The organism is Macrococcoides bohemicum (assembly GCF_003259675.1).
Taxonomy (GTDB): Bacteria; Bacillota; Bacilli; order Staphylococcales; family Staphylococcaceae; genus Macrococcoides; species Macrococcoides bohemicum.
This window is the reverse complement of sequence record NZ_PZJG01000002.1, coordinates 312,927-325,495: the sequence shown is the minus strand read 5'-3', so window position 1 is coordinate 325,495 and position 12,569 is coordinate 312,927. Positions and strand designations below refer to the sequence as shown.

17 protein-coding genes are annotated in these 12,569 nt (G+C 31.9%); 12 read left to right on the top strand and 5 right to left on the bottom strand.

Annotation, left to right across the window (positions count from 1 at the left end; translation table 11 throughout):
* Window positions 1-246: 246 nt before the first annotated feature.
* Window positions 247-924 carry a DUF421 domain-containing protein gene (locus tag BHX94_RS06210; RefSeq protein WP_111745348.1) on the bottom strand — a complete coding sequence of 226 codons (678 nt, stop codon included), beginning with the start codon at window positions 922-924 and terminating at the stop codon, window positions 247-249.
* 122 nt (window positions 925-1,046) lie between these two features.
* Between BHX94_RS06210 and BHX94_RS12985 the strand changes: the two genes are divergently transcribed.
* From BHX94_RS12985 to BHX94_RS06195, 4 genes are read left to right on the top strand one after another with little or no spacing between them, the layout of a single operon-like run.
* Entirely contained in the window at window positions 1,047-1,184 is a 138-nt protein-coding gene (locus BHX94_RS12985) for a hypothetical protein (RefSeq protein WP_242446663.1), read from the top strand.
* Entirely contained in the window at window positions 1,177-1,785 is a 609-nt protein-coding gene (locus tag BHX94_RS06205; protein ID WP_331463396.1) for a Rossmann-fold NAD(P)-binding domain-containing protein, read from the top strand. The genes BHX94_RS12985 and BHX94_RS06205 overlap by 8 nt, the downstream gene beginning before the upstream one ends.
* On the top strand, window positions 1,760-2,194 hold the full coding sequence (locus tag BHX94_RS06200; RefSeq protein ID WP_111745347.1) for a winged helix-turn-helix domain-containing protein: 435 nt from the start codon (window positions 1,760-1,762) through the stop codon (window positions 2,192-2,194). The genes BHX94_RS06205 and BHX94_RS06200 overlap by 26 nt, the downstream gene beginning before the upstream one ends.
* On the top strand, window positions 2,184-3,203 hold the full coding sequence (locus tag BHX94_RS06195; protein WP_111745346.1) for a sensor histidine kinase: 1,020 nt from the start codon (window positions 2,184-2,186) through the stop codon (window positions 3,201-3,203). The genes BHX94_RS06200 and BHX94_RS06195 overlap by 11 nt, the downstream gene beginning before the upstream one ends.
* Window positions 3,204-3,401: 198 nt before the next feature.
* Here BHX94_RS06195 and BHX94_RS06190 read toward each other — a convergent pair whose 3' ends face one another.
* Window positions 3,402-3,674, bottom strand: a complete 273-nt coding sequence (locus tag BHX94_RS06190; protein WP_170120778.1) for an FAD-dependent oxidoreductase — start codon at window positions 3,672-3,674, stop codon at window positions 3,402-3,404.
* A gap of 182 nt (window positions 3,675-3,856) precedes the next feature.
* On the opposite strand from BHX94_RS06190, the gene BHX94_RS06185 reads away from it, so the two are divergent.
* The 4 genes from BHX94_RS06185 to BHX94_RS06170 all read left to right on the top strand — a co-directional run bounded on the left by BHX94_RS06185 (window position 3,857) and on the right by BHX94_RS06170 (window position 6,646).
* Window positions 3,857-4,789, top strand: a complete 933-nt coding sequence (locus tag BHX94_RS06185) for a ring-cleaving dioxygenase (protein ID WP_111745344.1) — start codon at window positions 3,857-3,859, stop codon at window positions 4,787-4,789.
* 73 nt (window positions 4,790-4,862) lie between these two features.
* Window positions 4,863-5,465 (top strand): flavin reductase family protein, encoded by a 603-nt coding sequence (locus BHX94_RS06180; protein WP_111745343.1) that lies wholly within the window; start codon window positions 4,863-4,865, stop codon window positions 5,463-5,465.
* Between the two features lie 132 nt (window positions 5,466-5,597).
* Window positions 5,598-6,068: a DUF1440 domain-containing protein gene (locus tag BHX94_RS06175; protein WP_111745342.1), complete on the top strand. Its 471-nt coding sequence runs from the start codon at window positions 5,598-5,600 to the stop codon at window positions 6,066-6,068.
* A 20-nt stretch (window positions 6,069-6,088) separates the two neighbouring features.
* Window positions 6,089-6,646, top strand: coding sequence for a DUF488 domain-containing protein (locus tag BHX94_RS06170; RefSeq protein ID WP_111745341.1), 558 nt, complete (start codon window positions 6,089-6,091; stop codon window positions 6,644-6,646).
* A gap of 43 nt (window positions 6,647-6,689) precedes the next feature.
* On the opposite strand, the gene BHX94_RS06165 is transcribed toward BHX94_RS06170, so the two are convergent.
* A complete protein-coding gene (locus BHX94_RS06165) occupies window positions 6,690-7,163 on the bottom strand; it encodes a pyridoxamine 5'-phosphate oxidase family protein (RefSeq protein WP_170120777.1) in 474 nt (157 codons plus the stop codon).
* Between the two features lie 211 nt (window positions 7,164-7,374).
* Here BHX94_RS06165 and BHX94_RS06160 point away from each other — a divergent pair, with 211 nt between their 5' ends.
* The 3 genes from BHX94_RS06160 (at window position 7,375) to BHX94_RS06150 (ending at window position 9,413) form a co-directional block, all read left to right on the top strand.
* A complete protein-coding gene (locus BHX94_RS06160) occupies window positions 7,375-8,262 on the top strand; it encodes a LysR family transcriptional regulator (RefSeq protein WP_096077673.1) in 888 nt (295 codons plus the stop codon).
* A gap of 91 nt (window positions 8,263-8,353) precedes the next feature.
* Window positions 8,354-8,740 carry a CidA/LrgA family protein gene (locus tag BHX94_RS06155; protein ID WP_111745339.1) on the top strand — a complete coding sequence of 129 codons (387 nt, stop codon included), beginning with the start codon at window positions 8,354-8,356 and terminating at the stop codon, window positions 8,738-8,740.
* A complete protein-coding gene (locus BHX94_RS06150; protein WP_111745338.1) occupies window positions 8,727-9,413 on the top strand; it encodes an LrgB family protein in 687 nt (228 codons plus the stop codon). Before BHX94_RS06155 ends, BHX94_RS06150 begins: the two co-directional genes overlap by 14 nt.
* A gap of 58 nt (window positions 9,414-9,471) precedes the next feature.
* Here BHX94_RS06150 and BHX94_RS06145 read toward each other — a convergent pair whose 3' ends face one another.
* Complete coding sequence (locus BHX94_RS06145; protein WP_111745337.1) at window positions 9,472-9,993, bottom strand: NADPH-dependent FMN reductase; 522 nt, start codon at window positions 9,991-9,993, stop codon at window positions 9,472-9,474.
* A 187-nt stretch (window positions 9,994-10,180) separates the two neighbouring features.
* On the opposite strand from BHX94_RS06145, the gene BHX94_RS06140 reads away from it, so the two are divergent.
* Window positions 10,181-11,005: an arylamine N-acetyltransferase family protein gene (locus tag BHX94_RS06140; RefSeq protein WP_111745336.1), complete on the top strand. Its 825-nt coding sequence runs from the start codon at window positions 10,181-10,183 to the stop codon at window positions 11,003-11,005.
* Between the two features lie 43 nt (window positions 11,006-11,048).
* Here BHX94_RS06140 and BHX94_RS06135 read toward each other — a convergent pair whose 3' ends face one another.
* Window positions 11,049-12,497, bottom strand: a complete 1,449-nt coding sequence (locus BHX94_RS06135; protein ID WP_170120776.1) for a YhgE/Pip family protein — start codon at window positions 12,495-12,497, stop codon at window positions 11,049-11,051.
* Window positions 12,498-12,569: the final 72 nt, after the last annotated feature.

The following is a 12,569-nucleotide window of genomic DNA, read 5'->3' as shown; positions in this document are numbered from 1 at the left end:
TTTCTTAGAAGATGATTTTCTGGTACAAGGTCTTCTAATGAATACATTTCAAATTGACTGCGAATGATATTAATATCTTCAGACTTACTTCTCTTAATCAAGTAAAACACCACCGTTCAATGATATATCTATATTTTATCAAAAAAAGACTGTAAACTTCATCTCTGAAGGAGACTTTGTCTACAGTCTGAGCCCACTTTAAAAAAGTGGGCTTTTTGTTTTATATAATACACAATAAATATCACACTAAATAATTGATTTCACATAAATACCGTCTGTTGCACTCCATTCAGCATAAATAATATTTTTAACATTTTTATAACCTTTTTCTTTTAACAGTTGAAATAACCACTGTTCGTCTTTATTTAGTTTTTCTAGTTCTTTTTTTAGAATGACCCCATTATTGATCAATAAATAATTGATAGAGGAGTCTTTTTGTTCAATGGATAAATCAGATTTATTAGGTGTTTCATATTTATCGTATTTCTGTACGCTTACTTGTCCGCCAGGCTCCAGAATCATATATTTAACTTCTTTTAAAGTAAATATATTCTGCATTCTTAATAAAGATCTTAACTGTTCCATTTCAATCTTATTTTTTTTCATCTCTTTTATGTTGATGTCTCCATCATTAATTAAATAGGCAGGTGTTCCTTTGAGAAATGTTCTGATATGTTGTGATTTATAGGTCAGCTGGTCGACGATGTAAATAATTGCTCCCCAACAAAAAATTGCAAATAACATTTGAAGCAAAGTAATCTTTTTGTCATATAAACTCTCTTCTAAAATGCCACCAAAAACAACACTATAAATGATATCGAAAGGAGTAACTTGTGATAACTCTTTTTTGCCAAGTAACCTTAATGTAATCAGTAATCCAATAAAGCCAAAAATTAATTTTAACAATATGATAAAATAATCCATTTTTTACACCTCCTACATCAATCATAACATTATTTCTAATATATCATAGCAATAAAAAAATAACGAATAATTAATCATATACTCGAATTATTATGTATTATAATCCAAAAGGAGATGTGATTATGAATAAATATACAATTGGTAATGTGGAACATTTAAAAAATAAAAGTTTTTTAAAAACAATTGATTTCTCAAAGGACGAAATACACCAGTTTATTGATTTTGCAATAACTTTAAAAAAAGAAAAGAAAAATAAATAACCCTCACAAATTACTTCAAGATAAAAATATCGCGCTTATCTTTGAAAAACCTTCTACGAGAACGAGAGCCGCGTTTAGTGTCGCAGCTAGTGATTTAGGAGCACATATTGACTACTATGGTAAGAACGAATTGCATTTAGGGAAGAAAGAGACAATACAGGATACTGCGAAAGTTCTTGGAAGTATGTATGATGATATAGAGTTTAGAGGACATCAACACGATGATGTAGAATTGTTAGCTGAATATGCAAGTGTACCTGTATGGAATGGACTAACTAATCAATGGCATCCCACACAAATGATCGCGGACTTCATGACATTGAAGGAAACCTTCGGAAAGATTGAAGGAAAAACTTTAACTTATATTGGTGATGGGCGTAATAATATTGCTAATGATCTACTTATAACAGGAGCTATTTTGGGAATGAACATTAATATCATATCACCAGAACAGTTATTTCCTGAGAAACAGGTTATAGATGAAGCATTGAACTATGCAGGCGTATCAGATTCAAAAATAAAAATAACTTTTGATATAGATGAAACGATAATACATACGGACGTAATTTATACAGATGTATGGTTTAACTTTAGGGGCTGAAGACTATATTAAGAAACCATTCAGTCCGCGAGAACTTGTTTTACATACGAAAAAGATAATTAATCGCAATACAAAAATGTCTGATGTAGCATCTATTTTGACTTTCGGTAACTTAGTGTTAAATGATAAACATAAAGCAACTTATATCGATGGTGAAGACTTATTGTTACGTCAAAAAGAGTATGAATTACTGCATTATCTTGCTTTAAATGTAGATGCTGCAATCGCTAAGAGTGAATTATTAAATCATGTCTGGGGCTATGAATATTATGAAGATATGAATACTTTAAATGTACATATTCATAGAATTCGAGAGAAACTGGATCAACATGGTTATAAAGCTTATTGTATTCAAACAGTTTGGGGGCTAGGGTATAAATTTGAAAGGGGTGATGTCATTGACAATTAAACAACAACTATTAATTGCTTCTATCGGAGCGATTAGTCTGACATCGCTTCCATTATTTATCAGTTACAAATTCATGTGGTTTGATGGGCCAACAATTATTTTATTGACGATTTGTTCTGTTTTATCTAGTATCGTGACGATGGTATTTGCAATTTTATTTTCTGTCCCAACGATTAATAAAATCAATATATTAAATAATAAAACGAAGAAAATTGCTGCAGGAGAGTATCATATTGTGGGTCCACAGATTAATTCTCCGAAAGAATTAAAGTCATTAAATGATTCTTTCGATTTAATGGCTGTTGAAATCAGACAACAAATGGAACAAATTCAGATGGAAGAGCGAGAAAAGGTGATGATGATTGAAAACTTCGCACATGATTTGAAGACACCGCTTGCAAGTATTAAATCATATTCAGAAGGTTTAAAAGATGGTGTTATTTATAGAGATGGCGAAAAGGATAAGGCTTACGATGTACTTATTATGCAATCAAATCGATTATCGCAAATGTTCGATGAATTAAATCAAGTGATGTCTTTAAATGTGAGCAAGGTAGAAAACGTAACAATTAAAATTGATAAGCTACTCATGGTGCTCTTAGATAATTATACGCCGACAATGAAAAAAGAAAACCGAGCATTTCATGTCCACCTTGATAATGTTCAACCATTTCAGCAAAATCAAATCGCACTTGAGAGAATTCTCTCTAATTTTATTAGCAATGCAATTAAATTTTCTAATGATGATATTTGGATAGAAGTATTAAATGATGGAGAACAAGTAATAATTGCTGTTAAAGATAAAGGTATCGGTATATCCTCAGATCATTTAGAACGTATATTTGAAAGGACATATCGCGTAGAACAATCGCGAAATAAATTGACGGGTGGTTCTGGATTAGGTTTATATATTGCGAAGACATTGGCAAAGCAGATTCATTGTAGGATTGAAGTTGAGAGCAATGTAGGTTCAGGCACAGCATTTAAATTAATCATCAGTAAGCAATAACGTTTAGCAAAAGTAGAATAATAAAAGATGATGTTTTACTAAATAATAATGAAAAGACTTATAAAAAGAAATCCATTGCAACTGTGAATCCATTGGATTATTTTTATGATTAGAAAGAATCATTATAGACGGAGTTAGTTAATTGGTAATTGTTACTCTATTTTGAGTCGATAATAATAGGATCGATTGCCGGGCCGTCTAATACGTTACCATATCGATCAAAACGTGAACCATCATGTGGACAATCCCATGATTGCTCAGCATCGTTGTATGCGCTGTAGTGCCCTCTAAAACTTTACGTGCTTCTATAACGGTGACTTTCTTACCTTGCTTAGCAAGTTGGTAAGCAGTAAGTATACCTGCCATTCCTGCTCCTACAACTGCAATTTCAGTGGTCAAATCTTCTGTTAATATCGAAAAATCTGGTAATGTTACGGAAGTACTCCAATACGGTTGATTTTCATTTTTCATTTTTATAGCCTCCTTTAATTTACTAGATATCATATTATTCTTATACTCATTTATCCTTAAAATAAATTTGTCTACAAAAAATTCAAGTGCTTTACATTTGAATTTATATCCGATATATTATTTATATCGAATATAAATAATATATATAAAACATTTTATACTTATATTAATGAGTGAATTTCATGAATATTAAAGGTATCCATCACATTACTGCAATTGTTGGGCATCCACAGGAAAATGTTGATTTCTATGAAGGTGTATTAGGTTTACGTCTCGTTAAAAAGACGGTTAACTTTGATAATCCGGGTACTTATCATCTTTATTTTGGAACTGAAGGTGGTATTCCAGGATCAATCATTACTTTCTTCCCATGGCCAGGTGCTCAAAAAGGGAGAATCGGTAGTGGGCAAGTAGGCGTAACAAGCTACGCAATACCTAAAGGAGCGTATGATTTCTGGAAAGAACGCTTAACCTCATTTGATATTGAAGTAAAAGAAGAAGAACGTTTCGGAGAAAAATATTTAACATTTGAAGATGTTCACGGCTTAAAACTTGAAATCGTTGAACGAGAAAAAGGAGAAAATAACCCATTTCGACATGATCAAATTAAACCGGAATATGCTATTAAAGGATTTGCTGGTGCCGTATTATATTCTTCTCAAGTGGCAGCAACAGAGAAAGTATTATTAGATGAATTTGGACTTGTAAAGATTGATGAAGATGATACTTACTTCAGATATGAAGCACAAGGAGATATCGGTAATATTATTGATATTAAAAAAGTCTCTGAAGCACGCGGATCTATGGGTGTTGGTACAGTACATCACATTGCATGGCGTACAAAAGATGATGATGAACAGTTAGAATGGCGTCAGCAATTAACTGATCACGGCTATTTTGTAACGGATGTTAAAGATAGAAATTACTTTAATGCAATCTACTTCCGTGAGCCTGGTGAAATACTATTTGAAATTGCAACAGATCCTCCAGGATTTGCGCATGATGAAACATATGAAACTATGGGTGAAGCACTTAAATTACCTGAGCAATATGAACCTTATAGAAGTAAGATTGAAGAAGCATTAATACCTATCGAATCAACAATAAAAAAATAATATAGAAATAATAGAAAAATAATTTTTCTCTAAGAACTGTACTATCTTAATAGATATAGAAAGAGAGGATACAATGCACATCAACCCAGAGGAGCAAAATGAAAGAGATAATTATAAATTGATGATTGGCTCAATCATACCTAGACCGATTGCCTTTATTACTTCAAAGTCAGAGGAAGGTATCGTTAATGCTGCACCATTCAGTTATTTTAATATTGTAACGAGTAATCCTCCGATGATTTCAGTATCCATTCAGAGGAAAGATGGTGTATCAAAAGATACAGCACGTAATATTTTAAATCATAAACAATTTGTCGTTCATATCGTGTCGAAATCGATTGTTGAAGAGATGAATAAGACAGCTGCTAACCTTGCTTATAATGAATCGGAATTAGATATGACAAGTCTTACACTTGAAGATAGTCAAGTCGTTGATGTTCCAACAATTAAAGAAGCTAAAATTGCAATGGAATGTGTACTTGAACATCATGTGACTTTAGGTAAGGATAACAATGCTGTTGATCATATTATCGGTAAGATTGTAAACTTCAACATAGAAGACGAATTAGTAGAGAACTTTAGAATAAATGCAGGTAAATTAGAACCTATTAGTCGATTAGCTGGACAAAACTATAGTGAATTAGGACATATTTTTGAACTGGAAAGACCACAATAATGATTGATTATAATATTACATGAGGAATAAGAAACAACCTTCAAACAGATAATATTGAAAGGTTGTTTCTTTTTTATATTCATTTTTATCTTTAATGATTTTAGGGTATATGTAATAAAAAAGGATGATTTGATGAATAAAACACGTTTATTAACAACTGCAGTAACAGCCGGAGTTATTGGTGGGATGGTGAAAATGGGATATGAAAGTTTATTGCCCCCTAGAACGCCGGAAAGAGAAAAAGAGACGCCTCCTGAAACACTTTTGAAACAAATAGGAGTTCCAGAACATATAAGAAATCTTACTTGCACTTATTCTGGACATCAATTACCTATCACAACTTATATCGTTCATCATGGCTTTTCAATCGGGGCTAGTGTACCGTATGCATTGTTGTTGGAAAAGTTTCCGAAAGTAGGATTAGGTAAAGGGAGTTTATATGGAACTGGTGTATTTGTATTGTTCCATGAGTTATTACTGCCTTTAACAAAGACAATCCCTACACCTGACAAACAACCTGTAGAAGAACATTTGTCTGAGTTTCTTGGTCATATTGTATGGATGTATACAATCGATCGCATTATAAAAAGTGAAAGAAAATAATACGAATTGCTGGTGATAATATGAAAATCTATACAGTCGGACATTCAACTTATACGACAAATGAATTGTTAGAAATGTTGAAAGAAGCAAGTATTGATTATCTTGTAGATATTCGTGCTTTTCCGTACAGTAAGAAACATCCTCGGTTTAATGGTGATATGTTATCTGACGCATTAAATAATCACGATATCAAGTATCAGCATATTGAACAACTCGGTGGTAGACGTGGTCAATCTGGTGAAGTAGGGGAAACATTAAATGCTGCCTGGAATAATATTTCATTTCATAATTATGCTGATTATACTTTAGAAGATGATTTTAAATATGGTATTGAAACTTTATTAAATATTGCAAAGCAATATAATGTCGTTATTATGTGTTCTGAAAGACACCCCGCACGATGTCATCGATTAATTATTAGCAATTATCTAGCAGCACATGAGCATGAAGTTACACATATTATAAGAAATAATCAATCAATAACTTTAGAAAATCACAAATTAGGGCAATGGGGAGCAATGCCGATTATCGAAGATGATGGTGAAGTGGTATATCCAAATCTAGATGATAACAAATAAACAGCTGAAACATTCTTCTAAATGTTTCAACTGTTTATTTGTTTTATAATTCTAAAGATTTATTGATTGAAGTATCGCTACCAGTATCGTTAGAAACTAATGATTTAATACCTTCTACAACAGTTTTAAATTTATCATCTGTTGCCCAGTATTCAGCTGAATCTGGTAAAACTTTAATAAGCACTACATTTGGATCGTCATGTGATGTATTTAAGAATAATTCGATACCTTTACTCCAATATTCTTTTTTCTTCGCATCATCATTTATAATTTCAGCATTTCCTGCAATTGATACATATCCTTTTTTCGTAAACGCTAAGTTCACACGGTTATCTTTTTTTATTTCTTCAGTTTTCTCTGTAAGTGTTGTTAAGAACCAGATGTTACCTTGCTCATCTACATCTTGATAACTCATCGGTCTAGAAACTAATTTATCTTGGTGAATAGTTGTTAACATTGCAATATCGTTCTTTTCGATTAACTCAAATAACTTATCATAAGATTGCTTGCTGCTCATACTTAATCCCTCCATATTATTGATATTATTATAATACCCATCTTAATGGGAGATTATTCATATATATAAATTTATTGAATATAATGATATATACTTGGATTTAATAGACTGTTTTTCTTAAATTATTACTTCACAGTATCTTGAGCAATAAGCAATAATGATAGAATAACTTAAGATATTATTTTGTACAATATAAAAAGGCGATGATGATATGGATATTAAGCAGTTGAAATACTTTGTAGAGATTGTTCAACACAAAAGCATGACAGAGGCTGCGAATCAATTGTATATGTCACAATCTACATTGAGTAAGGCGATTAGAGATTTAGAAAAGGAATTTAATACTTCATTATTCACCCGTCAAAATAGACGTCTTTTACTTACAGACGAAGGAAAGTTACTATATGATAAATCATTAGAATTGATCCGGATATACAATCAATTGCCGGATGAATTACATCAAAAAGACGGTAATGAAACCGGGCATATTCGTTTTGGATTATCTACGATTGCAGATGCTAATAAATTCATGAATACTTTTCAAGCTTATCATGATAGATATCCGAAGATTACTTATCAATTGACACAGGGCGGTGGAAAGTCAATTGAGCAGAAAATATTGAGCAATCAATTGGATCTTGGTATAACATCACTTCCGGTTGATACAAATAATTTTGATTACTTACCGATTTATAAAGAGCATTTCTATATTGTTTTATTAAAGAATCACGCGTTAAGTAGTAAAAATGTTATTAAGTTAAATGATTTAAAGGAAGAATCGTTTATTATGTTTGATGAAGCTTACTATATCAATGATTTAATTCAGACAGTATGCAGACAACACGGGTTTGTACCGAATGTCATCGCTAAAATAACGCAATGGAATATTATAGAGTATTTGATTACATCGAATATAGGCGTAACGATATTACCCGAAAATATTGCTAAGACACTCAATAAAAACCCTGAAATATCAATTGTACCGATTGAAAAAGAGTTACTTTCCTGGAAAATCGGTGTAATCTGGAAAAAGAACGTTTATTTAAATCATGTATCTAGAAAATGGATTGATTATATGACGATTCACTTAAATCAGTGATACATGAATTTTTTTCATATAATCTATCGATAATTGCTATTTTTATCGATAGATTTTTGTTTTACAATAGCATAGTGGGGAGGCGAAATGAATGGTAAAACAAAGCATGATAACGCTATTTCAAATACTATTGATTATTTTAATTACGAGTGTGGGAAACTTCCTGCAACAACTTCTGCATCTACCGATTGCAGGTAGTATTATCGGCCTTGTATTATTTTACATCTTACTTATGACTGGAGTGGTAAAGGAAACCTGGATTAAATCAGGTGCCAATTTATTTTTGACGGCAATGATATTCTTCTTCCTACCTTCTATTGTAGGAGTAAAGAATATTATAGGCCAAATGGATAGTAACTTTGTAATTTTCTTTTTATTGATCGCATTTGGTACGGTCACTGTTGCCTACTTATCAGGTTATATTGCAGAGAAATCAATCAATCGTTTAAAAGGTCGTGTGCAAGATGTTAGTCATTAAAATAATTAGCATGATTATTATTACAGTTGTTTTCTTTATCATCGCCAAGATGATACAAAAAAAGTGGCATTCACCTTTACTGAATCCCGCAATTATAGCAGGTATTGGTATAATCGTGATTCTACAACTATTTCATATCAGCTATAACACTTACATGTTGGGTGGGCAATGGATCAACTACTTATTAGGATGTACAGTAGTGAGTTTAGCTTATCCTTTGTATTTACATACCGATAAAATAATAAAATATGCGCCGACGATTTTTTTGAGTGTATTTTCAGCGATTATCCTTAACTTTTTACTTATATTCAGTACGTTAAAAATCTTAGGATATGCTAAAGAAGATATCGCTACTTTACTTCCGCGATCAGTTACAGCAGCAGTGGGATTACAAATTTCTAAACAAATTGGTGGAGATGATACGATTACGATATTGTTTATTTTAGCGACAGGAATAATAGGAAGTATTTTAGGTTCTTATCTTCTCGAGAAATCGAACTTTCAATCAAGTATCGCTAAAGGAATGTCTTTCGGGAATGCATCTCACGCTTTTGGAACTGCAAGAGCTTTAGAAATTGATAACGAATCAGGTGCATTTAGTTCTGTCGCAATGATACTTTCAGCGGTGTTAAGTTCATTTTTATTGCCTGTTTTTTTAATGTTTTTATATTGAAAAGAGACCTTTTATTGATATTAAAAGGTCTTTTGTTTTATGAGTATATAATCTGATTTTATGGTGTACTATTAATGTTTTGTATTAAAGTCTTTACCTGTTCATTGATAGCTTCATCCTGAAACCAACCATCTTCTCGTTCAATACGCTGATTATAACTAATGAGTAATTGCCATTCATCCTTCAGCTCTGCACCCATAATACTTAAGTGTCTATTGAGTGCTTCAACAGCATGCTTACCAATAGGTGAGTGAATAACAAATGCTACTGGTTTTTGCATGAGTATAGATTCTGATAACATCCATTCTAAAGCATTCTTAAGAATAGCAGGAACGCCACCCATATATTCAGGGCTGACAATGATCAAAAAATCAGCTGCTTTAATTTTATTTCTCATCTGATTGACGATTTCATAGTGCTCCTGAAACTCAGTTTGAGGGTTAAATAATGGTAATTCTTTTACTTCATGAATGACATCAAATGAATGACCTAAATTAGTAAGCTCGCTACCAATTTTCTCGAGTACTTTTAAATTGGTTGAATTTGGATAAGGATTTCCGCTAATGCCAACAATTTTCATGGGTTCATCTCCTGTATTTTTTATTTATTGTATTGAAATAGTATTGTAAAACAACCTTTTTATCAAGCAATCAACACTTTTAATATTACAATCGATACTTTACTGATATAATCAACAAAGTTGAAACGGACACTTCTCTCATATATAATTTGCTCATATTATATTATTAGAGATTAAGGAGAAAAACATGGCTGTATTACCAACACATAAAGAAGCTTTATCGAATAAACAAGAAGAAAAGATAGATAACTATATAAAATTTCAAGACGAAAAAGAAATTAAACATTTAACGATAGAATATCTGAATGAATTAATAGCGCACTATATGTTAAAAGTTCCTTTTGAGAATATTAACGTTCAAAATAAACAGGAAATCAATTTAACTTTAGATGGACTTTACGATAAAATCATCTCAAATCATCGAGGTGGTTACTGTTATGAAATGAATACATTTTTCAGACATTATTTGCAGAAAAAAGGTTTTGTTGCCTTTAATACATCAGCAACGATTGTTACACCAAAAGGAAGAAGCCGTGAAGGTTCTCATATGACGACTATTGTAGAAATCAATAATATAAGCTATATTGCTGATGTTGGATTCGGAGATTTACCGATGAAAGCTATTCCTATTGGTACTAATGAAAATTTTGAAACTGTTACAGATGTTAATGGAACATTCCGTGCCATTCAGATAAACAATCAAATATTTGTACAGAAGCTTGTTGATGGAGAATACAAAACGAAATATGAAGCAAGTATACATGCTCAGGAGTTACCAGACTTTAAAGAAAATATAGAATATAATCAATATAATCCAGGATCTATTTTTGTTAAACAGTTATTAATTACTATGCCAAATCCGAACGGGAGAAAAACGATGACGCATCGTCAAATGACAATAACAGATTACGGGGAAAAAACAACAATTCCCGTGAATAAAGACAATTACCGTAAGCTGTTAGAAGAAAACTTTGGATTAAATATAGATATTAAACGTATTGATGAACAATAGAAAATGCCTCGGTTGCGATTGCAATCGAGGCATCATTTATTTATTAATCTAAATCTCTCGTATTTAGTCGAATATTTTTAAGATTTAAACGACCTAAATAAGCGAAGTAAAGCAAGCAACCGGCAACGATTCCAATTATTGCAATAATTGAGATTGCTGTATTGATGGGAATATTTCCTTCGAAGTCGAATATTGATTCTCTTAATGCTTTAATAACATAAGTCATTGGTGAATATATGTGTAATGTCTGGAAAAATTTGTTAGTTAACTGTATCGGGAAAGTGCCTTCACTTGAACCGAGTTGCAAGATTAATAAAATAATCGCCAGGAACTTCCCGATGTTGCCGAATGCTGCTACCAAAAATGATACGATCAGTACTGCAGCAATAGACCAAACGATTAAAGTTAGTGTGAAGTATCCACGATTAGCAATTTCAATATCTATTACGTACTGTGTAAATAAAGATAAGAATAAACCTTGTAACAAACCGTGTATTAACATTAAACCGAGTTTGTTTAACCACCAGTTAACAGCACTCTTTGAGTCTCCTACACGTTTATCGACCGGATAAATGGTAACAAATGCGATGGCACCAACATATAGACTTAAACTTAGTACATATGGTGCGAAACTTTGTCCGTAGTTTTCTACTTTTGTGACATTATGTTCTATAGTAGTGACTGGATCACTAATGGTCATCGCATTTTCTTTGCTAAAAGATAAATTATCCGTTTGCTTTAATGATTTATCGATATTTTTAGTGATTTGATTTGTATTTTCGGTGAGTTTATTTAATCCATCAGTGATTTGACTTGAACCTGTGATCAATTGATTAAACTGTTCATTTTGTAATGGAGGTAATGCAGTTTGGGTCTTAGCAAGACCACTATCAACTTGTTTAGAACCATTTGCTAAATCAAGCTCAGCTTTTTCCATCTTCTTTAAACCACTAGAAAGCTCTTGAGATTGACCACGCATATCTTTAATTGAACCAAATATTTTCTTTAAATAAAGTTCACGCAAAGATAATGAAATGTTATCTTTAACCGCTTGAATACTCTTGTCACCAATACTTTGTCCTGAATAGCTATAACCTGGGTTAGTTTGAACGTGCATCTCCATATGTTTAGGATTTGGATTGAGCATTGTAGAAGCATCATCTGAGAAGTTTTTAGGAAACTCGATGACAGCAAAGTAATCTCCTTTTTCAATGCCATTTCTAGCTTTTTTTGAATCGATGAATTCCCATTTAAAATCTTTATTTTCTTTCAGTTTCTCGATTACTCGATTCCCCAGATTCTCATCTTTATCTTGAATCTTAGCGCCTTTGTCATTATTAACGATTGCAATGGGAAGATCTTGTGTCTGACCGTAAGGATCCCACATAGAATAGATGAATACGGCGCTATAAATAATCGGCAAGAATAAAACTACGATAAGCGATAGAAATAAGACAGGATGTTTCTTTAATGCATGAAAGTCTTTAAACACGTATAATCCCCCTTTTTTAATTATATTAGTAAAGTAAAAATGTCATTTATAAATAATAAACAAATTAATCTT

What these genes read in the sequence shown, in the direction of transcription:
- BHX94_RS06145 (WP_111745337.1), bottom strand. Translation starts at nt 9,993, where the DNA reads ATGAAAATTGTTGGCATTAGCGGAAATCCTTATCCAAATTCAACCAAT.
- BHX94_RS12985 (WP_242446663.1), top strand. Translation starts at nt 1,047, where the DNA reads ATGAATAAATATACAATTGGTAATGTGGAACATTTAAAAAATAAAAGT.
- BHX94_RS06155 (WP_111745339.1), top strand. Translation starts at nt 8,354, where the DNA reads ATGGTAAAACAAAGCATGATAACGCTATTTCAAATACTATTGATTATT.
- BHX94_RS06210 (WP_111745348.1), bottom strand. Translation starts at nt 924, where the DNA reads ATGGATTATTTTATCATATTGTTAAAATTAATTTTTGGCTTTATTGGA.
- BHX94_RS06140 (WP_111745336.1), top strand. Translation starts at nt 10,181, where the DNA reads ATGGCTGTATTACCAACACATAAAGAAGCTTTATCGAATAAACAAGAA.
- BHX94_RS06160 (WP_096077673.1), top strand. Translation starts at nt 7,375, where the DNA reads ATGGATATTAAGCAGTTGAAATACTTTGTAGAGATTGTTCAACACAAA.
- BHX94_RS06185 (WP_111745344.1), top strand. Translation starts at nt 3,857, where the DNA reads ATGAATATTAAAGGTATCCATCACATTACTGCAATTGTTGGGCATCCA.
- BHX94_RS06170 (WP_111745341.1), top strand. Translation starts at nt 6,089, where the DNA reads ATGAAAATCTATACAGTCGGACATTCAACTTATACGACAAATGAATTG.
- BHX94_RS06165 (WP_170120777.1), bottom strand. Translation starts at nt 7,163, where the DNA reads ATGAGCAGCAAGCAATCTTATGATAAGTTATTTGAGTTAATCGAAAAG.
- BHX94_RS06150 (WP_111745338.1), top strand. Translation starts at nt 8,727, where the DNA reads ATGTTAGTCATTAAAATAATTAGCATGATTATTATTACAGTTGTTTTC.
- BHX94_RS06175 (WP_111745342.1), top strand. Translation starts at nt 5,598, where the DNA reads ATGAATAAAACACGTTTATTAACAACTGCAGTAACAGCCGGAGTTATT.
- BHX94_RS06200 (WP_111745347.1), top strand. Translation starts at nt 1,760, where the DNA reads ATGTATGGTTTAACTTTAGGGGCTGAAGACTATATTAAGAAACCATTC.
- BHX94_RS06190 (WP_170120778.1), bottom strand. Translation starts at nt 3,674, where the DNA reads ATGAAAAATGAAAATCAACCGTATTGGAGTACTTCCGTAACATTACCA.
- BHX94_RS06180 (WP_111745343.1), top strand. Translation starts at nt 4,863, where the DNA reads ATGCACATCAACCCAGAGGAGCAAAATGAAAGAGATAATTATAAATTG.